Source organism: Lentzea sp. NPDC036949 (assembly GCF_055608075.1).
Genome location: NZ_JBVJRA010000002.1, coordinates 634,846 through 652,711 on the forward strand (window position 1 = coordinate 634,846; position 17,866 = coordinate 652,711).

23 protein-coding genes are annotated in these 17,866 nt (G+C 72.2%); 10 read left to right on the forward strand and 13 right to left on the reverse strand.

What is annotated here, in order from left to right; all coding sequences use genetic code 11:
- The first annotated feature begins 423 nt into the window (after positions 1 to 423).
- Complete coding sequence (locus ACZ7CD_RS08785) at positions 424 to 1,206, forward strand: LLM class flavin-dependent oxidoreductase (RefSeq protein WP_360394512.1); 783 nt, start codon at positions 424 to 426, stop codon at positions 1,204 to 1,206.
- A 9-nt stretch (positions 1,207 to 1,215) separates the two neighbouring features.
- Here the strand turns inward: ACZ7CD_RS08785 and ACZ7CD_RS08790 are convergent, their stop codons facing one another.
- Together ACZ7CD_RS08790 and ACZ7CD_RS08795 are read right to left on the reverse strand one after the other, a co-directional pair.
- Positions 1,216 to 1,779 carry a TetR/AcrR family transcriptional regulator gene (locus ACZ7CD_RS08790; RefSeq protein WP_470369268.1) on the reverse strand — a complete coding sequence of 188 codons (564 nt, stop codon included), beginning with the start codon at positions 1,777 to 1,779 and terminating at the stop codon, positions 1,216 to 1,218.
- Positions 1,780 to 1,815: 36 nt separating this feature from the next.
- Positions 1,816 to 2,658 carry an SDR family NAD(P)-dependent oxidoreductase gene (locus tag ACZ7CD_RS08795; RefSeq protein ID WP_470369269.1) on the reverse strand — a complete coding sequence of 281 codons (843 nt, stop codon included), beginning with the start codon at positions 2,656 to 2,658 and terminating at the stop codon, positions 1,816 to 1,818.
- Between the two features lie 91 nt (positions 2,659 to 2,749).
- On the opposite strand from ACZ7CD_RS08795, the gene ACZ7CD_RS08800 reads away from it, so the two are divergent.
- A complete protein-coding gene (locus tag ACZ7CD_RS08800; RefSeq protein WP_458432248.1) occupies positions 2,750 to 3,298 on the forward strand; it encodes a cadmium resistance transporter in 549 nt (182 codons plus the stop codon).
- 1 nt (position 3,299) lies between these two features.
- Here the strand turns inward: ACZ7CD_RS08800 and ACZ7CD_RS08805 are convergent, their stop codons facing one another.
- Positions 3,300 to 3,887, reverse strand: a complete 588-nt coding sequence (locus tag ACZ7CD_RS08805) for a TetR/AcrR family transcriptional regulator (RefSeq protein WP_470378661.1) — start codon at positions 3,885 to 3,887, stop codon at positions 3,300 to 3,302.
- A 60-nt stretch (positions 3,888 to 3,947) separates the two neighbouring features.
- On the opposite strand from ACZ7CD_RS08805, the gene ACZ7CD_RS08810 reads away from it, so the two are divergent.
- On the forward strand, positions 3,948 to 4,184 hold the full coding sequence (locus ACZ7CD_RS08810; protein WP_360394499.1) for a hypothetical protein: 237 nt from the start codon (positions 3,948 to 3,950) through the stop codon (positions 4,182 to 4,184).
- A 9-nt stretch (positions 4,185 to 4,193) separates the two neighbouring features.
- Here the strand turns inward: ACZ7CD_RS08810 and ACZ7CD_RS08815 are convergent, their stop codons facing one another.
- Both ACZ7CD_RS08815 and ACZ7CD_RS08820 read right to left on the reverse strand, forming a co-directional pair.
- Positions 4,194 to 4,460, reverse strand: a complete 267-nt coding sequence (locus ACZ7CD_RS08815) for a hypothetical protein (protein ID WP_360394496.1) — start codon at positions 4,458 to 4,460, stop codon at positions 4,194 to 4,196.
- Between the two features lie 2 nt (positions 4,461 to 4,462).
- Complete coding sequence (locus tag ACZ7CD_RS08820; protein ID WP_360394493.1) at positions 4,463 to 5,407, reverse strand: helix-turn-helix transcriptional regulator; 945 nt, start codon at positions 5,405 to 5,407, stop codon at positions 4,463 to 4,465.
- Between the two features lie 44 nt (positions 5,408 to 5,451).
- Here ACZ7CD_RS08820 and ACZ7CD_RS08825 point away from each other — a divergent pair, with 44 nt between their 5' ends.
- The 3 genes from ACZ7CD_RS08825 to ACZ7CD_RS08835 all read left to right on the forward strand — a co-directional run bounded on the left by ACZ7CD_RS08825 (position 5,452) and on the right by ACZ7CD_RS08835 (position 7,753).
- Entirely contained in the window at positions 5,452 to 6,564 is a 1,113-nt protein-coding gene (locus tag ACZ7CD_RS08825) for an epoxide hydrolase family protein (RefSeq protein ID WP_470378662.1), read from the forward strand.
- Positions 6,561 to 7,310, forward strand: coding sequence for a ZIP family metal transporter (locus ACZ7CD_RS08830; RefSeq protein WP_458432244.1), 750 nt, complete (start codon positions 6,561 to 6,563; stop codon positions 7,308 to 7,310). The genes ACZ7CD_RS08825 and ACZ7CD_RS08830 overlap by 4 nt, the downstream gene beginning before the upstream one ends.
- Before the next feature lie 80 nt (positions 7,311 to 7,390).
- A complete protein-coding gene (locus ACZ7CD_RS08835; protein ID WP_360394854.1) occupies positions 7,391 to 7,753 on the forward strand; it encodes a VOC family protein in 363 nt (120 codons plus the stop codon).
- On the opposite strand, the gene ACZ7CD_RS08840 is transcribed toward ACZ7CD_RS08835, so the two are convergent.
- Both ACZ7CD_RS08840 and ACZ7CD_RS08845 read right to left on the reverse strand, forming a co-directional pair.
- Positions 7,750 to 8,379 carry a class I SAM-dependent methyltransferase gene (locus ACZ7CD_RS08840; RefSeq protein WP_470378663.1) on the reverse strand — a complete coding sequence of 210 codons (630 nt, stop codon included), beginning with the start codon at positions 8,377 to 8,379 and terminating at the stop codon, positions 7,750 to 7,752. The two genes, ACZ7CD_RS08835 and ACZ7CD_RS08840, sit on opposite strands and share 4 nt — an antisense overlap.
- 28 nt (positions 8,380 to 8,407) lie before the next feature.
- Entirely contained in the window at positions 8,408 to 9,103 is a 696-nt protein-coding gene (locus ACZ7CD_RS08845) for an SDR family NAD(P)-dependent oxidoreductase (RefSeq protein ID WP_470378664.1), read from the reverse strand.
- Between the two features lie 228 nt (positions 9,104 to 9,331).
- On the opposite strand from ACZ7CD_RS08845, the gene ACZ7CD_RS08850 reads away from it, so the two are divergent.
- Both ACZ7CD_RS08850 and ACZ7CD_RS08855 read left to right on the forward strand, forming a co-directional pair.
- Positions 9,332 to 10,201, forward strand: a complete 870-nt coding sequence (locus ACZ7CD_RS08850) for a sucrase ferredoxin (RefSeq protein ID WP_470378665.1) — start codon at positions 9,332 to 9,334, stop codon at positions 10,199 to 10,201.
- Positions 10,186 to 10,707 (forward strand): AAA family ATPase, encoded by a 522-nt coding sequence (locus tag ACZ7CD_RS08855; protein ID WP_470378666.1) that lies wholly within the window; start codon positions 10,186 to 10,188, stop codon positions 10,705 to 10,707. Before ACZ7CD_RS08850 ends, ACZ7CD_RS08855 begins: the two co-directional genes overlap by 16 nt.
- On the opposite strand, the gene ACZ7CD_RS08860 is transcribed toward ACZ7CD_RS08855, so the two are convergent.
- Together ACZ7CD_RS08860 and ACZ7CD_RS08865 are read right to left on the reverse strand one after the other, a co-directional pair.
- Complete coding sequence (locus tag ACZ7CD_RS08860; protein ID WP_470373916.1) at positions 10,704 to 11,318, reverse strand: TetR/AcrR family transcriptional regulator; 615 nt, start codon at positions 11,316 to 11,318, stop codon at positions 10,704 to 10,706. The two genes, ACZ7CD_RS08855 and ACZ7CD_RS08860, sit on opposite strands and share 4 nt — an antisense overlap.
- Entirely contained in the window at positions 11,305 to 11,508 is a 204-nt protein-coding gene (locus tag ACZ7CD_RS08865) for a hypothetical protein (protein WP_360394470.1), read from the reverse strand. Before ACZ7CD_RS08865 ends, ACZ7CD_RS08860 begins: the two co-directional genes overlap by 14 nt.
- 26 nt (positions 11,509 to 11,534) lie before the next feature.
- Here ACZ7CD_RS08865 and ACZ7CD_RS08870 point away from each other — a divergent pair, with 26 nt between their 5' ends.
- Both ACZ7CD_RS08870 and ACZ7CD_RS08875 read left to right on the forward strand, forming a co-directional pair.
- Positions 11,535 to 12,035, forward strand: a complete 501-nt coding sequence (locus ACZ7CD_RS08870) for a CGNR zinc finger domain-containing protein (protein ID WP_470378667.1) — start codon at positions 11,535 to 11,537, stop codon at positions 12,033 to 12,035.
- A gap of 85 nt (positions 12,036 to 12,120) precedes the next feature.
- Positions 12,121 to 13,554, forward strand: a complete 1,434-nt coding sequence (locus ACZ7CD_RS08875) for an amidase (RefSeq protein WP_470378668.1) — start codon at positions 12,121 to 12,123, stop codon at positions 13,552 to 13,554.
- A gap of 5 nt (positions 13,555 to 13,559) precedes the next feature.
- On the opposite strand, the gene ACZ7CD_RS08880 is transcribed toward ACZ7CD_RS08875, so the two are convergent.
- The 4 genes from ACZ7CD_RS08880 to ACZ7CD_RS08895 form a co-directional block, all read right to left on the reverse strand.
- A complete protein-coding gene (locus tag ACZ7CD_RS08880; RefSeq protein WP_470378669.1) occupies positions 13,560 to 14,639 on the reverse strand; it encodes a hypothetical protein in 1,080 nt (359 codons plus the stop codon).
- Positions 14,640 to 14,725: 86 nt separating this feature from the next.
- On the reverse strand, positions 14,726 to 16,003 hold the full coding sequence (locus tag ACZ7CD_RS08885) for an RNA polymerase sigma factor (RefSeq protein WP_470378670.1): 1,278 nt from the start codon (positions 16,001 to 16,003) through the stop codon (positions 14,726 to 14,728).
- A gap of 29 nt (positions 16,004 to 16,032) precedes the next feature.
- A complete protein-coding gene (locus ACZ7CD_RS08890; protein ID WP_360394457.1) occupies positions 16,033 to 16,455 on the reverse strand; it encodes a YciI family protein in 423 nt (140 codons plus the stop codon).
- A gap of 188 nt (positions 16,456 to 16,643) precedes the next feature.
- The gene (locus ACZ7CD_RS08895; RefSeq protein WP_458434399.1) at positions 16,644 to 17,840 is read right to left on the reverse strand and encodes an SPFH domain-containing protein; all 1,197 of its coding nucleotides are present in this window, start codon (positions 17,838 to 17,840) and stop codon (positions 16,644 to 16,646) included.
- Between the last annotated feature and the right edge of the window lie 26 nt (positions 17,841 to 17,866).

Sequence of the window (17,866 nt, forward strand, 5' to 3'; positions counted from 1 at the left end):
CGAGGTTCAGGCGTCTGCAGGGGTGTCCGCCGACCTGCCCGTGGGCGACACCCGCAGACGCACCTGAGGACGGTCCGGCGCGACGGCCTGGGATTCGGGTCCTTCTGGACGATCTCCGCAGGTCGCCGTTTCGCCGATAATCTACATTATGTCAAGTAATGCGGATCCGGCGCAGCTGGAGTCCTCCTCTGGGGTTGGCGCGCCCGCCTTGCGCCGCGTTGCGCGTTCGCCGGGCGCCGACGCTCGGTTCGCGTGTCGGTTCGCCGTTCTGCGTCGGGACGCGCGTCGCTGTTGCCGCTTGGTGAAGGTGGCGCTTCGGTGACCGCGCTGCGGCCGCTCGCCGACGCTCGCCTGCTTTCGTCACCGTGGCGTTAGCTCCCCTGGTCAGATGATCTTGTCAGGGGTGCTTGCCACACTCGGTGCATGCGATTCGCGATGTACGTGCCGTGTTTCGGTCCGGAGCTGGGTGACCCGGCTGAGCTCGTGTCGCTGGCGGTGGCCGCCGAGGAGGCGGGGTGGGACGGGTTCTTCCTGTGGGACCACGTGGTGGTGCCGGACGAGCCGGTGGTGGCGGACGTGTGGGTGGTGCTGGGTGCGGTGGCGGCGCGGACGTCGTCGATCCGGTTGGGGCCGGTGGTGACGTCGTTGGGGCGGCGGCGGCCGTGGAAGGTGGCGCTGGAGGCGTCGACGGTGCAGCGGTTGTCGGGTGGGCGGTTGGTGCTGGGGGTGGGTGCGGGGACGCCGCAGGACTTCTCCCCCTTCGGTGAGGTGGTGTCGCGGGCGGAGGCGATGTCGGAGGGCGTGGGGTTGGTGCGGGCGTTGTTGTCGGGTGAGGTGGTGGATCACCGGGGTGCGTTGTTCCGTGCGGAGGGTGTGCGGTTCGCGCCGGTGGAGGTGCCGATCTGGGTGGGTGGGGTGTGGCCTCGGGAGGTGCCGTTCCGTGCGGCGGCGTTGGCGGACGGGGTGGTGCCGGCGGTGTTCGGTGGGTCGGGGTTGGCGGTGGTCTCCCCCGCTGATGCGGCGCGGATCAAGGCGGAGTTCGTGGCGTCGGGTGGGCCGGTCGGGGGTGATCTGGTGATCTGGGGTCCGGGGTTGTCGGATGTGGGTGCGTATGAGGAGGCGGGGGTGACGTGGGTGCTGACTGATGGTGGTGCGCGGGATGTGGCGGGGTTGCGGGAGTTCGTGGTGGCCGGTCCCCCGCGGTAGGTGTGCGGGTCAGGAGGCGTGGAGGCCTTCGAGGAGGGTGTCGAGGTAGCGGTGGGCTGTGGTGACGCGGTCGTGGGTGGGGTGGCCGTGGAGGTGGACGGCGTAGGCGATGCCGCACATGAGGGGGACGATGTCGCCGTCGTGGACGGTGGTGCGGACGTGGCCGGCGTCGCGGGCGCGGGCGAAGAGGGCTTTGCCGAGTGCTTGGAGTTGGTGTTTGAGCTCGGTGGTGTGCGGGAGGGCGTCGGTGGTGGAGGCGACGACTTTGACCGTGGCGGGGTCGGTGACCTGGGCTTCGACGGTGCGTTCGAGGAAGGTGCGCAGGGCGTGCCAGGGGTTGTCGGCGGTGAGGGCGTGGTGGCCGTGTGCGGTGAGGGTTTCGAGGCAGGGGGTGGCGATGGTTTCGAGGAGGGCTTCGGTGGTGGCGAAGTGGCGGTAGACGGTGCCGACGCCGAGGCCTGCGCGGCGGGCGACGTCGTTGAGCTGCAGTGGGGTGCCTTGGTCGACGAGTTCGCGTGCGACGGCCACGATGCGGTCGAAGTTGCGGGCGGCGTCCTTGCGCAGCGGCGTCATGTGTCCAGGGTAATTGGATAGCCCATCCGTATTGGGTCAGCTGGGCTCGAGTGGCGCGTGCTGTTCACTGAGGCGGCGGATGGCGGCGATCACGTGGGGTTGCAGTGCGGTGCGGTGGGGGGTGGTGGGTGTCCCGTTCGGCCCAATGAGGAGTTGTGTTCGGCCGGTGAGTGCGGGGTCGGTGGCGGCGGTGATGGAGGGTTGTGCGGCGTGGGTGGCGGGTCGGGCGGTGGAGCGGGCGAAGGTGCGTTTGACCAGTGGCCAGAGCAGGCGCAGTGGCGGGGAGACGATGTTCGGGTCGTTCATGGTGCCGTTGGTCATGTCGGTGGCTGCTCCGCCGGGGTCGGCGGCGATCACGGTGATGCCGTTGGTGCGGGTGCTGAGGTCGAGGGTGTAGGCGAGGTTGGCGAGTTTGGCGCGGCCGTACCAGTGGAAGGCGTAGTAGCCGCCGGGTGGTTCGGTGTGGTCGAAGTTCTTCTTGGCGGCGATGACGGCTGCTGAGGTGACGTTGACGATGCGGCCGGTGATGACGGGCAGGAGCAGTTCGGTGAGCAGGTAGGGCGAGAGGTGGTTGACGAGGAAGGTGGCTTCGAGGCCGTCGATGTGCTGGTGTCGGGGGAACATGGCGCCGACGTTGTTGATGAGGACGTCGAGTGGTCCTTCGTCGGTGAGTTTGCGGGCGAGTGCGCGTACTTGGTGCAGTGAGGCGAGGTCGGTGCGGAGGAATCGGGCTTCTCCCCCGATCTGTGCGGTTGCTTGGTGTCCTCGTTGTGGGTCGCGTCCGATGACGGTGACGGCGAATCCGCGTCGTGCGAGTTCTTTTGCGGTTTCGAGTCCGATGCCGGCGGTTGCGGCGGTGATGACTGCTTTGGGTGGCATGGCGTCTCCTGTGTGGATAGATGATCCGTTTCGGGACGCTAGCACATCCGGATGAGCTATCCGTTTGTCGCGTGCGCGAGAATCCCCGCTCGTGGACCTCGCTGTGATCGCCCAGGCCGCGGGCATGTTCGCCGTCACCAACGTCGACGACCTGGTGCTCCTGGCCCTGTTCTTCGCCCGCGCCCGCTCCGCCTGGCAGATCGTGGCCGGTCAGTACCTGGGTTTCGCGGGCATCCTCGTGGTGGCCGTGCTGGGTGCGCTCGGCGCTTCCCTGCTGCCCGAGCAGTTCCGCCCCTGGCTCGGCCTGATACCCCTGGCGCTGGGCTTGAAGGCGGCCTGGTCGCTGTGGCGCGGGGACGACGACGGCGATCCCGGCGCGGCTCCGGGCGTCCTGGCCGTCGCGGGTGTGACGCTGGCCAACGGTGGCGACAACATCGGCGTCTACGTCCCGGTCTTCACGGTGACCGACGCGCTGTGGCTCTACGTCGTGGTGTTCCTGGCGCTCGTGGGCGTGTGGTGCCTGGCGGGCTGGTTCCTGGCCTCCCGGCAGGTGGTCGCCCGCGCGCTGGCCAGGTGGGGTCACATCGCGTTGCCGGTGGTGCTGGTCGGGATCGGTCTGCTGGTGTTGTTCTCCGGCTGAGTCACCGGAACAGGGTGTCGAGCACGTGGCCGAGGATCGCGGCGGGGTCGACGGCCGGGGCGACGGTCTGGCGCAGGGCGAGGCCGATGCCCAGTGCGCCGAGCAGGACGACGGCCTGCTCCAGGGGCAGGGCGGGGTGCAGGCCGAGGCGGCGGGAGTGTTCGCGCAGCAGTGCGGTGACGGCGTCGTCGTGGCGTTGCTGGACGGCGGCGACCTGGGCCGCGGTGCCGGGGTTCTGGGCGGTCGCGGCGAGCACCTCCGCGGCGGCCGCGCTCCACCGCGCGGCCTGGTCGCCGGTCGTGGTGGCGGGTGTGAGTGCGGCGATCAGCTCGTCGCGGGTGGTGGCCGCGCTCAGGGCGGTGCGCAGGGTCTGCAGGTGGGCGTCGGCGTCGGTGTCGACGAGGGCGAGCCAGAGGCCTTCCTTGCCGCCGAAGTGCTTGTAGACGGCGCCGCGGGTGTAGCCGGCGTCGGCGGCGATCTCCTCGACGGTGGCGGCGAGGAAACCGCGGCGCAGGAAGACCTGGCGGCCGGCGGTGAGCAGGTGGTCGTGGGTGAGCCGCTGCTGCTCGGCTCGGGTGAGGCGGGTCATCGCCGTCCATTCGGTAACACGGTGTTTCTGGATACGCGACGTTACTGTACCGTCGGGTGAGTGGAGCTCCTGGCGTCCGTGGCCGCGTTGCTGAGCCTGCCCCTCTTCCTGGCGGGTTTCGCCTGGTACGCCCATCGGGCCCGGCGCAGCGGCAGCGGGCATTCGCTCATGGCGCCGTTCGAGGAGATCTGGGACCCGGTTGCACACCGGACGAACGTCGAGGTCCAGGCCGAGGCCCAGCGGCAGGACGAGGCGCCCGCGCCCGGTGACCCGGTCAGGTTGCGCCGCAGGCGGTAGGCCGGGTGCTCACAGGGGCCACAGCGGCCGTGCGCGGGTGGGGTCCGCGACCGCGTCGGACAGGGCGGCGGCCAGTCCCGCCAGGTCCTGTTCGCTGAGGTCCCTCTCCCCCACCCGGCGCAGCACCTCGGCGCGCGAGCACACCACCACCGCTCCCGGGCAGGCGCCGAGCTCGGCCGCGGCGACGATCTCGGTGGCCCCGTCGTGCAGGACCAGGACCGGGTCGGGGGTGTCGGTGTAGAGCAGGTGCTCGATGTCCCTACCCGTGATGGCCATGGTCAGTCTTGTACGGCGCGGGCGTAGCGGGCCGCAAGGGTGCGAACGTGTGCAACCAGGTCGGGCGGTGAGGTGACCTCGAAGTCGAAGCCGAGCATGCTGATCCAGACGGCGAGGGTCTCGACGGAGTCCGAGCCGGTCACCAGGACGCAGGTGTGCTCGTCGACGGCCTCGACGCTGCCGATGGCGGGGCTGATCCGGGTGAGGACCTCGGTCGCGGGGGCGTGGACGAGGACGCGGGCCTCGTAGCGCCAGGCCGCGGAGGTCACCCGGGAGGCGACGTAGGTGGTGGCGTCGAGCTCGCGCGGGGTGAAGCGGGGCCCGTGCGGTGGTACGGGGCGGCTGATGCGGTCGACGCGGAAGCTGCGCCAGTCCTGCTTGTCGGCGTCCCAGGCGACGAGGTACCAGCGGCGGCCCCAGTTGACGAGGCGGTGGGGTTCGGCGCGGCGGCGGGTGGGGGTGCCGTCGTGGGAGGTGTAGTCGAAGCGGAGGGTGTCGCTGTCGCGGCAGGCGGCGGCGAGGGTGGTGAGCAGCTCGGGGTCCAGCGCCGGTGCGGGGCTGTCGCGGGGGACGGACTCGACGCCTTCGAGCGCGGAGACGCGGTGGCGCAGCCGGGAGGGCAGGACCTGTTCGAGCTTGAGCAGGGCGCGCAGCGACACCTCCTCCAGGCCCGTGACCGGCGTGGTGCGCAGGGCCACGGCGACGGCGACGGCCTCGTTGTCGTCGAGCAGCAGCGGGGGCAGCTCGGCGCCGGCGCCGAGGCGGTAGCCGCCGAAGCTACCGGTGGTGGCGTTGACCGGGTAGCCGAGCTCGCGCAGCCGGTCGACGTCGCGGCGGACGGTGCGGGGGCTGATCCGCAGCTCGTCGGCGAGCTCCGAGCCCTGCCAGTCGCGGCGGGACTGCAGCAGGGCGAGCAGGCGCAGCAAGCGTGCGGAGGTTTCCAACATGACCCGGAACTTTAGGACAGGAGCTGGCCACAATGCCGCGGAGGATGGGTGACACGACGGAGATCAGGGAGTTCCGGGTCGCGGTCGGCGCGGCAGAGCTCGACGAGCTGGCGCTGCGCCTGGCGCGCACGCGGTGGACCGACCAGGTGCCCGGTGCGGGGGCGCGCTACGGCGACGAGGTCGAGACCGTGCGGGAGCTGGCGCGGTACTGGGCCGAGGAGTTCGACTGGCGGGCGGTCGAGGCGCGGCTCAACTCCTTCCCGCAGTTCGTCACCGAGATCGACGGCACCGGTGTGCACTTCCTGCACGTGCGCAGCACGAATCCGGACGCGCTGCCGCTGCTGATGATCCACGGCTGGCCGGGCACGGTCCTGGAGTTCGTGGACGTCATCGAGCACCTGCGCGACGACTTCCACCTGGTGATCCCCTCGACGCCCGGTGTCGGGTTCTCCGGTCCCACGACCGCGACCGGCTGGCACTCCGGGCGGGTCGCACGGGCCTACGCGGAGCTGATGAGCCGGCTGGGCCACACCCGCTACGGGGTGCACGGCAACGACGCCGGGGCGATCATCGGGCCGGAGCTGGGCCGGGTGGACGGCGAGCACGTGGCCGGGGTGCACGTCACGCAGGTCTTCTCGTTCCCCTCGGGCGACCCGGCCGAGGTGGAGGGGCTGACGCAGGACGAGCACCGGCGCCTGGGGGTGCTGCAGAACTTCTACGACACCATGTCGGGGTACGCGAAGCTGCAGCAGTCGCGGCCGCAGAACGTGGCGTTCGCCCTGGCCGACTCCCCCGCCGGTCAGCTCGCCTGGATCCTGCAGCTGATGGGTGAGCCGGCGGTGAGCAGGGACTTCCTGCTGGCGAACGTGTCGATCCACTGGTTCACCCGCACCGCCGGGTCCTCGGCGCGGCTGTACTACGAGGACGCCCACCGCGAGGACACCCCGGGCGAGCCGACGACGTTCCCGCTGGGCGTGGCGGTCTTCCCCGACGACTTCCAGTCGATCCGCCGCTTCGCCGAACGCGACCACCACAACCTGGTGCACTGGTCGGAGTTCGGCCGCGGCGGGCACTGCTCCGGGCACGAGGCACCCGATCTGCTGGCCGAGGACCTGAAGGTGTTCTTCGCGAAGTTGCAGGGCACCCCGCCTCGGTGACGCAGTGGATCGAAGCGGGACTGTGGGGTCTGGCAGGTGGCGGCGCGCTCGTCGCGGGCGCGGTCGTCGCCTGGTTCGTGCGCGTGCCGCGCGACGTGGTCGCGGTGGTGATGGCCTTCGGCGCGGGCGTGCTCATCGCGGCGGCGTCGTTCGAGCTGGTGGACGAGGCCGAGCAGACCGGTGGCCTGCTGGCCACCTCGGCCGGGTTCGCCGGGGGCGCGCTGGCCTACGTGCTGGCGAACGTGGTGCTGGCCCGCCACGGGGCACGGCACCGCAAACGGGCCGCGAACCAGCCCTCGGAGTCCGACCAGGCCGGCAGCGGCACGGCGATCGCGGTCGGCGCCCTGCTCGACGGGGTGCCGGAGTCGGTGGTGCTCGGTGTGTCGCTGCTCGACGGCGGGGGCATCGGGGTCGCGATGCTGGTGGCCGTGGTGATCTCCAACGTCCCGGAGGGCCTGTCCAGCGTCGCGGGCATGAAGCAGGCGGGGCGCGGAGCGGGCTACGTCTTCGGCGTGTGGGGTGTGATCGCCGTGGCCAGCGGCATCTCGGCGGCGCTGGGCAACGTGCTGCTCGACGGCGCCTCCCCGCAGGTGATCGCCGTCATCACCGCCACGGCCGCCGGTGCGATCCTGGCGATGATCGCCGACACCATGATCCCCGAGGCCTTCGAACGGGCCCGCCTCTACACCGGGCTGTGCACCACGGCGGGGTTCCTCACGGCGTTCGTGGTGGAACGTTTGGGCTGACGCGGGGTGCCCGGCGGGTGGGCGTTAAGGTCGCTCGCGCCGCCAGCAGGTGGCGCGAGGTGCGGCTGACGAGGAGAGTCGTGGCGATCGGTGAGCTCTACGACGTGGTGCTGGACTGCCCCGAACCGGACGAGCTCGCGGAGTTCTACCGCGAGCTGATCGGCGGGAAGGTCACCGACTCCGACGGGTGGTGGACCACCCTGGAGGCTCCCAGTGGGATGCGGGTGTCGTTCCAGCGCGTCGACGACTACGAGCCGCCGCAGTGGCCCGGCCAGGAGCACCCGCAACAGGTGCACCTCGACGTCATGGTGAGCAACCTCAACGAGTCCGAACCGCTCGTGCTCGAACTCGGGGCGACCAAGCTCAAGGGCTCGCGGTCCAAGACGGGGTTCCGCGTCTACGCCGACCCCGCCGGTCACCCCTTCTGCCTGGTGACCAACTAGGCGGTCCACACGGTCGCGCTGCGGGTCTCGGTGCTCTCCAGCGTCAACGGCACCGGCACCTCGTAGCGCGCCCGCTGCGTGAACCGCTCGCGCGGCAGGTGCGCCCGGTCCGGGTCGCCCAGCAGCACCACCGCGCCCCGTGCCGCCGCCCGGTGCAGGAACGGCAGCACCAGCGCGGTGATCCGCGCGTCGTAGAACACGTCCCCGGCGAGCACCACGCCGGCGCCCGCGGCGTCCCCGGCGAGCTGGTCGGCGGCCAGGGTCGTGATGCGCACCCCGTTGGCCTCGGCGTTGAGCCGCACCGCCGCCAGCGACAACGGGTCGATGTCGTTCGCGACGACCTCCCGCGCTCCCGCCAGCGCGGCGGCGATCGCCACCAGCCCCGAACCGGACGCGAGGTCGAACACCGTGCGGCCCGCGACCAGCTCGGGGTGGTCGAGCACGTGCCGGGCCAACGCCTGCCCACCGGCCCACGGGAACGCCCAGAACGGCGGCTGGTCGTGGTGCGTGCGCTCCCACAGCTCCATGGCCTCGCACGCGCTGTGCAGCACGATCTCGGGCACGAGCGGCACCGGCGTCGGAGTCGTGTTCGCGAGCACGAACTCCGCCAGGGTCGGAGCGGGCATGACCCAGCAGTCTAGGTGCGCCCGCCCGTCACATCCCGCCGGTCACCCGCAGAACCGCCCCGGTGGTGTAGGAGGCTTCCGCCGACAGCAGCCAGGCGATGGCGTTCGCGATCTCCTCGGCTTCCCCCGCGCGTCCCAGCGGCACCCGCGGCGCCACCCGGTCGGCCCGGTCCGGCACACCGGAGAGCCGGTGGATGTCGGTGCGGACGGTGCCCGGCTGCACGCAGTTCACCCTGATCCCGCGCGGCGCCAGCTCCGTGGCCAGGCCGACGGTCAGCGCGTCGACCGCGGCCTTCGTGGCGGCGTAGTGCACGTACTCGCCGGGGCTGCCCAGCGTCGCGGCACCGGAGGACACGTTCACGATCGCGCCCGCGCTCATCCGCCGGGCCGCCTCGCGGGCCACGAAGAACGCGCCGACGACGTTGACGTCCACGACGCGGCGCAGGTCCTCGGTGCGCAGCTCGGCCAGCGTCCCCACCGGGGAGGTGATGCCCGCGTTGTTCACCACGCCCGTGACCTCGCCGGCGGCGTCGAACAGCCGCGCCACGTCGTGCTCGTCCGCGGTGTCGGCCCGCACGGCCACCACACCCAGCTCCTGCTCCAGGGCACGGGCCTCGTCGGCGGCCTGCCGGTAGCTGATCACGACCCGGTGCCCGTCGCGCACCAGCCTGCGCGCGGTCGCGGCACCGATCCCCCGGCTTCCCCCGGTGATCACCGTTGTCATGCCGGTCACCCTAGGACCCGCACGCCCGCGGTCAGAGCTGCCCGGCGCGGGTCACCACGACGAACGCGACGTTGACCGGGGCGGTCGTGGTCTCGTGGCGGCCGTGCACGCAGGCGGCGCCGTCGCACAACCCAGTGGTGTGTTCACCCGGTCGATGCCGGGTACCCGCCGACGATGAAGGTAAGGGTGTCCTTAGCCATCACCCGATCGGCCGTATAGAGTGCGCAGATGAGGTGCTCCGTACTCGCCGACCTCGCGGGTGAGCCGCTGGCCGGCACGGCCGCGACCGCCACCGCGTGGCTGTGCCTGGAGCAGCCCGGCCCGTGGGGCCGCGACGCGCTGCTCGACAGCCACCTCGACCGCGAGCTGGGTGCCGAGCTGCACCGCCGTGCGAGCGGCACGGGGGTGCGCATCCTGCTGATCCGCCGTCCCGGCCGCCACGCCGACACCGGTGTGCCCGCCCGCCGCCGCGTCTACCTCGCCGCCACCACCCCCGGTGCGTCGTGGCTGGAACAGGCCGACGTCGGCGCGCCCGAGGAGCTGCTGGAGCTGGACTTCGCCGCGCTGGGCGCTGGGCGTTCCACGGCGTTCGGCACACCGGTGCACGACCCGTTGTTGCTGGTGTGCACCAACAGCAAACGCGACGTGTGCTGCGCGCTGTACGGGCGGCCGATCGCCACCGCCCTGAACCTGTGGGAGTGCACCCACACCGGCGGCCACCGCTTCGCCCCCACCGGTGTGCTGCTGCCCACCGGCCACCTCTACGGCCGCCTGGACCACGACCTGGCCGAACGGCTCACCACCAAGGGCGTCTCCGCCGAACGCTGCCGGGGCCGGTCCTGCTTCACCCCGCGCGGGCAGGTCGCCGAGGTCGCCGTGCGCGAGCGGATCGGCGAGACGGGCGACGTGCTCACCGTCGTGGCCGAGAACGCCGGCTCCGCGACCGTGCGCCACGCCGATGGCCGAGAATGGCGGGTGAGCGTGACCGAGCGGCCGGTGCCCCCGCGCCCGTCGAGCTGCGGCCGCTCACCCGACACCGCGACCGCACTGGTCGCGACCGCCGTCGACGAACTGGTGAGCGCGTGCCGCCCAGGCTGATCCACCTCAACGGTCCCACCGGCGTGGGCAAGTCCACCCTCGCCGCCCGCTACGCCGCCGACCACCCGCTCACGCTCAACCTCGACGCCGACCGGATCGTGGGCCTGGTCGGCGGCTGGCAGGACGACTTCTTCGCCACCGTCGACCTGGTCCGCCCGCTCGCGCTCACCATGGCCGCCCACCACCTGCGCACCGGGCACGACGTCGTGATGCCGCAGCTGATCACCCGCCGCGACCAGCGCGACGTCCTCGCCGACGCGGTGAGCTCCGCCGGCGCGCGGTACGTGGAGGTGGTGCTGCTCGCCCCGCGGGCCACGGCGATCACCCGGTTCGAGCAGCGCGACGACCCCATCGACGCCGTGGTGAGGGCACTGGGCGGGCAGGCGCTGATCCACCGGGTGTTCGACGACCTGCGGCGGTACCTGACACCGGGGACGACGGTCATCGACAACGGCGGGCTGGACGTGGAACAGACCTACGCCGCGCTGCTCGCGGCCCTGGGCTAGCTGCCCGCTTCGCGGTGCTGCGCCGGGGGCGCGACCGGGTCGGGCACGGTCGCGGAGAACACGCCGATGCCCAGCGCGTACGGGTCGTCCAGGCCCACGGTCTCCAGCGTGTCCACCGGCAACGCCAGCAACGAGATCGCCACCCCCAGGAAGTACGCGTCGAGCAGGCCCGTGTCGCGCACCGTCGAGGGCAGCCCCGCGGCCTGCTGCAGAGCGGCGGCGGCCTCGGCGTTGGCCAGCACCATGCCCGACAACGCCGCACGCACCCCCGGCCGGCGCACCGCCTCCAGGTACAGCTCCACCATCGCGAGCATCTGCGTCGGGTCCTCGGCGACCGCGCGCCGCAGCAGCGCCGGGTAGAGCTCGGCGACGTCGGCGGGGCTGATGTCGGCCGGGGTGGTCTCGCGCAGGCGGTCCACGGCGGCGCGGTGCAGTGCGGTCATGCGCGCGGCGGAGGCCTCGAGGATGGCCTCGCGGGTCGGGAAGTAGTTCTTGGTGGTGCCGATGGGGACGCCGGCCTCGCGGTCGATCGCGCGGTGGGTCAGTCCCCGGCCGCCCTCCACCGCGAGGATCTGGATCGCGGTGTCGCACAGGAGATCACGACGGCTCACGCCCCGAGGGTACTTGGTCACCGCTGGTCCGCGGCACCGGGCGGAACGCGCTGGTCCCGGCGGTCGCGGTGAGCACCCCGCGGTCGATCACCAGGAACAGGCCGCACACGCACCGCACGTAGGCGACCGGGCCGTGGCGGGACAGGGCGGAGTCGCAGGGCCAGTGGCACGCGGGGCAGGTGGCGATCATGCCCCCAACTCTGGTGTCATGGTCTAGTGCATTTCAACCCTTACGGCGGGGCGGCCGCTGAGCTCGCCGCGACCCTGGTCAACGCCGACCCCGCCACACCCCTGCTCGACGTGCTGAAAGCCTCGGACTACAGGCCGCTGGGCTCGCTGGACGCACGCCAGGAACGTGACGTGCGGAACTGGGTCGAGCGGCTGCGGCAGGTCTTCCGCGAACCGGGCGTCGACCTGCTCAACGACCTGCTCGCCCAGTCCTCGACCACGCACTACATCTCCACCCACGACGGCCGCGCGCCGCACCTGCACTACGCACGCGAGGACGCGCCGACCGACGTGCGGCTCAAGGCCTACACCGCGGCGGGGATGGCGGCGCTGTTCTGCGAGGACGCCGGGCGCATCGGCTGGTGCGACCGCGACGGCTGCGACACCGTCTACGTCGACACCAGCCGCAACGGCCGCCGCCGGTTCTGCTCCACCAGGTGCGCCAACCGCGTCAACGTCGCCAACCACCGCAGCCGCCAGCCCGCCTGACTCCCCCGGCCGGCTCAGCCGGTGACGAGGACCGCGGACTCTCATACCGGTACTGCGGTCCGGGTGATCACGTTAGGGTCGGGCCATGACCGAGGAGCTGGTGTTCGCCGGTGTCGCCGGGCAGGCCGCGGCGATCAGAGCGGGCGAGGTGACCTCGCGTGAGCTGGTGCGGCGGCACCTGGAGCGCATCGAACGGCTCGACCCGGTGCTGCGGGCGTTCCGGGTCGTGTTCGCCGAGCAGGCGCTGGCCGAAGCCGACGCCGCCGACCGCTGCGATGCCGACCTGCCGCTGCGCGGTGTGCCGATCGCGGTCAAGGAGGACCTCGCGGTCGCCGGTCTGCCCACCACCGGGGGCACCAACGCCGCACGCACCCCGCAGCCGGCCGACTCCGCGGTCGTGGCCCGGCTGCGCGCCGCCGGCGCGGTGGTCATCGGCCGCACCCGGATGCCGGAGCTGGGGCTGTGGCCCCACACCGAGAGCGGCTGGGCCGGGCCCACGCGCAACCCGTGGTCGCTGACGCACTCCCCCGGCGGGTCCAGCGGCGGATCGGCGGCCGCGGTCGCGGCGGGACTGGCCGCGGCGGCGATCGGCACCGACGGCGCCGGGTCCATCCGCATCCCGGCGGCGGTGACCGGACTGTTCGGGCTCAAGCCCCAGCGCGGCCGCGTCTCCCTCGCCCCGCAGCCCCAGGCGTGGGGCGGGCTCGTGGTGGCCGGGCCGATCACCCGCACGGTCGAGGACTGGGCACTGGTCGCCGATCAGATCCACGGCCCCGTGCCCGGTGACGCGCACGTCGCCCACCCGCCGCGCACCACGTTCACCGACGCCGCCCGCACCGACCCCGGCCGGTTGCGCATCGGGGTGTCGCTGCGGCCGTGGGGACCGGGCATCGGCATCGACGACGAGGTCCGCGACGCCGTGCAGGACACCGCCGCCCTGCTGACCGACCTGGGCCACGACGTCGTGCGGCTCGACCCGCCGATGAAGGACCTGTCGGCCTCCACCCGCTTCGCGCTGCGCTACCTGCACAACGCCCACCTCGCCCGCACCGAGGTGGAGCTGCCGGACCTGCTCGAACCGCGCACCCGCGCCGCCGCCGACCTCGGCCGGCGCCTGCCGCGGACGCTCGTGCGCTGGTCACGCAGCCAGGACGCGGCGCTCACGGCGCACGCGAACCGCGTCTTCGGCCGGGTCGACGTGCTGCTGACCCCGGCGCTGACCCGGCCGCCGATCCGCGTGGGCGAGTGGAACCGCACCACTGTCGTCGCGGCTCTGCTGGCCGCCGCCCGCTACACGACGTTCCTGCCGTTGTGGAACATCGTGGGCAACCCGGCCGCGTGCGTCCCCGCTGGCCGCAGCGCCGCGGGACTGCCGCTCGCGGTGCAGCTCGTGGGCCGCCAGCACGACGAGTGCACCCTGCTCTCGCTCTCCGCCCAGCTCGAACGCGTCCGGCCGTGGGCGGACCGGACCCCTTCCGGCCTCGACCACGCAGCACGAGTGCGGACTGTCCGGAGGTGAACTGGTCAGAGGCCGCGGCGCGACAGCTCGTCGAGCAGCTCCCGGTCGGCGACGTGCCGTGACTTGATGTGCTCCAGGTAGTCGGCGAACGCGTCCGGCTGCAGACCGCGCAGCTGCCGCAACCACCCCACGACCACCTCCTGCTCCTGCACCCCGCGCCGCGCCAGCTCGACCTCGACGATGCGCCGGTACACCTCGATCGCCAACCGGCCACCGTCACGCACCAGGTGCTCCACCAGCTCCGCGCGCAACGGCGCCCACTCGTCGGTGTGCACCACCAGCGCACGGGCCTTGAGGTAGATCTCCAGGTTGGGCCGCACCAGGAACGCCTCCCGGCACACCGCAACCGCCCGGTGCGGTGCCGCCCGGCGCAGGTGCTCCTCCACCGCCAGGTCGATCAACCGCAACGCCGCACCCCGCCCACCGGTCGCGCGCAACCCCCGGTCGATCCACTCCAGCGCTTCATCGGCGCGGCCCGCGTCGCGCAGCACCGTGGCGACCTGCAGGTAGTGCCACCCCGAGGACAGGTCCTTGGACAGCACCAGCAGCTGCAGGTCCACGTCGTCGGTGTACTCGGCCAGCTCCTCCATCACCCGCAGCAACGCCCACCGGGCCCGGTCGTAGCGGCCGGTCTCCCCGAACCCCACCACCGGCAACGGCTCGAACAACGCGACCGCCCGCTCGCGGTAGTGCGCCAGCCCCTCGTCGTCCAGCGCCCCCGCGTACGGCGCCAGCGCGACCTCGGGCGCCTCCGGGTGCTCCAGCTGCAGGTCCAGCAGCCAGTCGGCGAGCCGCACCGGGTCAGGCGTGCTCACCGCGCACGCGCGGGCGTGGATGTCGAGCACCCGGTGGGTCAGCTCCGCCAGCTCCACCCGGTGTCTTCGGCTGCCCGCGACCCCGTCGGCGAGCTGCGTGACGATCTGCTCGACCAGCGCCACCAGCTCCGGCCCGGGATCGGTGAGCAGCAAGGACTGCAGCTCCACCGACACGGCGGTGAGCTCCTGCCAGCGCGCCGGCCAGTCGGCGTCGTTCTCACCACCGGCCTCGGCGAGCGCGGAAGCCACGGCGGCGGGCAACGAGTTCATCACAACATCAAACACTCGTCACTCGACCGAGTGCTACCGATGTCGCCCTAACGGAACCCTGCTGTTCACCGCTCGTGGTCGCCCGCCTACAGCTCGGCGAGCTTGCGGGTCAGCACCGCCCGCTCACGCTCGTTGCCGCACAGGACCAACGCGCGCTCAAGCTCGGCCCGGGCCTCGTCCACCCGCCCCAACCGCCGCAGCAGCTCCCCCCGCACCCCCGGCAGCTGGTGGGAGTCGCGAAACGCCTCCGACCCGGCCAGCGCGTCCACGATCGGCAGCGCCGCCTCCGGCCCCCGTGCCATCGACACCGCCACCGCGCGGTTGAGGTCCACCACCGGTGAGGGCGCGAGCCGGCCCAGCGCCTCGTACAGGACGACGATGCGGTTCCAGTCGGTCTGCTCGACCGAGGGCGCCAGGGCGTGGCACTCGGCGATGGCGGCCTGCAGCCCGTAGTAGCCGTAGCCGCGGCCCGCGTCGGCGGCCTTCGCCAGGGCGGCGCGGCCGCGGGTGATGGCCGAGCGGTCCCAGCGGCGGCGGTCCTGGTCCTCCAGCAGCACCGTCTCCCCGTCGGGGCCGCGGCGGGCCGGGAAGCGGGCGGCCGTGAGCTCCAGCAACGCCAGCAGGCTGTGCACCTCGGGTTCCCCCGGCATCAGCCGCGCCAGGATGCGGGCCATGCGCTGCGCCTCACCGGCCAGGTCCAGGCGCATCACCTCGTCACCGGAGCTGGCCGACGAACCCTCGGTGAAGATCAGGTAGATCACGCTGAGCACCTGCGCGAGGCGCTTCGGGCGCTCGGCGGCGGGCGGCACCTCGAACGGCACGTTCGCCGCGCCCAGCGTCTTCTTCGCCCGCGTGATGCGCGCCTGCACCGTCGCGGTCGGCACCAGGAACGCCCGCGCGATCTCGTCGCTGCTCAGACCGCCGATCACGCGCAACGTCATCGCGACGGCGGCCTCCCGCGACAGCACCGGGTGGCACGAGGTGAACACCAGCGCCAAGGTGTCGTCGTCGATCTGGTCGGGGTCCCACAGCACGTCGCCGGGGGCCGGGGCGGGTTCGGTGGCACCGGTCAGCGCGCCGCCCTCGGGCAGGTGGTGGGCGAGGGCGGCGTACTTCTCGTCACGGGTGCTGCGCCGGCGGAACGCGTCGATCGCCCGGCGCCGCCCGACGGTGAGCAACCACCCCGCCGGGTTGGCCGGCACGCCCTCGCGCGGCCACGTCACCAGCGCCTCGGCCAGCGCCTCCTGCGCGAGGTCCTCGGCCAGGGCGAAGTCACCGGTGTAGCGGGTGAGCGCACCGACGATCCGTGCGGAGTCGATGCGCCACACCGCGGCGACGGCCTTGCGGCCGGTGGGGTCGCTCATGGCGCCCAAAATAGATCAGGCGGCTGCGCTCAGAGCTGGCCGGTGGACTCGCGCCAGGCCCGCTCCTTCTTGATCCACTCGTTGTCCTGGGGGAACTCGTGGATCTCGGACACGCGGCGGATCTCGGTCTTGAACCCGGCGGCGGTCATCGGGGTGCGCTTGGCCCACTCGACGGCCTCCTCGATGGAGTCCACCCGGATCAGGTAGAAGCCGTTGAACAGCTCCTTGGTCTCCCCGTAGGGGCCGTCGGTGACCACCGGCGGCTCGGAGGAGAAGTCGACGACCACACCCTCCTCGGCGGGTGCGAGGCCCTCGGCGGCGATCAGCACACCGGCCTCGATGAGCTCCTCGTTGAAGCGGCCGACGGTCTCGATCATCTGGTCGAAGTCGATCTCGCCCAGGTTGCTCCACGCCTCGTCGGACTCGACGCGCCAGATGAGCATGAACTTCATGACGATCTCCCCAGGGGGTTCGGGTGGGTCCGGTGTGGACCCTTTCACGCCCAGGTCGAACGGGCCGGTACCAGGATCGACACCCGGCGCGCAGATTTTCCAAGTTTTCTTGTTTCCGCAGCTCACGACGGCGAACGGCCCGCCCCCGGTGGCAGGGGCGGGCCGTTCGTGGTTGTCCTGCCTGGTGCTCAGGCCTGCTCGTCGGGCTGGTGCAGGGAACGCGGCTGCTCGGCCTCCAGCTCCGGGAACGCCGCCGCGCCGCCCACGGACCGCGGCGGTGCGCTCAGCGGACTGGGCACCTCCTTGCGGGCCACCGCCTCCGCGGCGGCGACGGCCTCGGCGACCTTCGGGTCGGGCTTGGTGTCGAACCAGTCGGCGACCGACGGGTCGTCCTGCTCCGGCTTCGGCCGCTCACCGGTGTCGGCGGGCGGCTCGTAGCGGAACACACCGTCCTCACCGGGTGCGCCGAGCATGCGGGCGAACCCCTCGAGGGCCTTGCCGTAGTCCGACGGGATCATCCACACCTTGTTCGCGTCGCCCTGCGCCATCTGCGGCAACGTCTGCAGGTACTGGTAGGCCAGCACCTCCGGGGTGGGGCGGCCGTCCTTGATGGCGGCGAAGACCTTCTCGATCGCCTTCGCCTGGCCCTGCGCCTGCAGGTAGCGGGCGGCGCGTTCACCCTGCGCGCGCAGGATCGCGGACTGCCGCTCGGCCTCCGCGGTGAGGATCGCGGCCTGCTTGGCGCCCTCGGCGGCGAGGATCTGCGACTGCTTCTGGCCCTCGGCGGTCTTGATGGACGACTCGCGCTGGCCTTCGGCGTTGAGGATCATGGCGCGCTTCTCGCGGTCGGCGCGCATCTGCTTCTCCATCGAGTCCTGGATCGACGGCGGCGGGTCGATGGACTTGAGCTCCACCCGCGCCACCCGCAGGCCCCAGCGGCCGGTGGCCTCGTCGAGCACCCCGCGCAGCTGACCGTTGATGTGGTCGCGGGAGGTCAGCGTCTCCTCCAGGCTCATGCCACCGACGAGGTTGCGCAGCGTCGTGATCGTGAGCTGCTCGACACCGACGATGTAGTTGGAGATCTCGTAGACGGCGCTGCGCGGCTCGGTGACCTGGAAGTACACGACCGTGTCGATCGACACGGTCAGGTTGTCCTGGGTGATCACCGGCTGCGGCGGGAACGACACGACCTGCTCGCGCAGGTCGATGCGGGCCCGCACCTTGTCGATGAACGGCACGATGATGTTCAGGCCGGGCGCGGCGGTGTTGCGGTAGCGGCCCAGACGTTCGATGACGGCGGCCTGCGCCTGCGGGATGACCAGCACCGATTTCACGGCGACGATCAACACGAACAGGGCGATGACGGCCGCGACCACGCCGGTGATCGGGTCCAACTCGGTTCACATCCTTC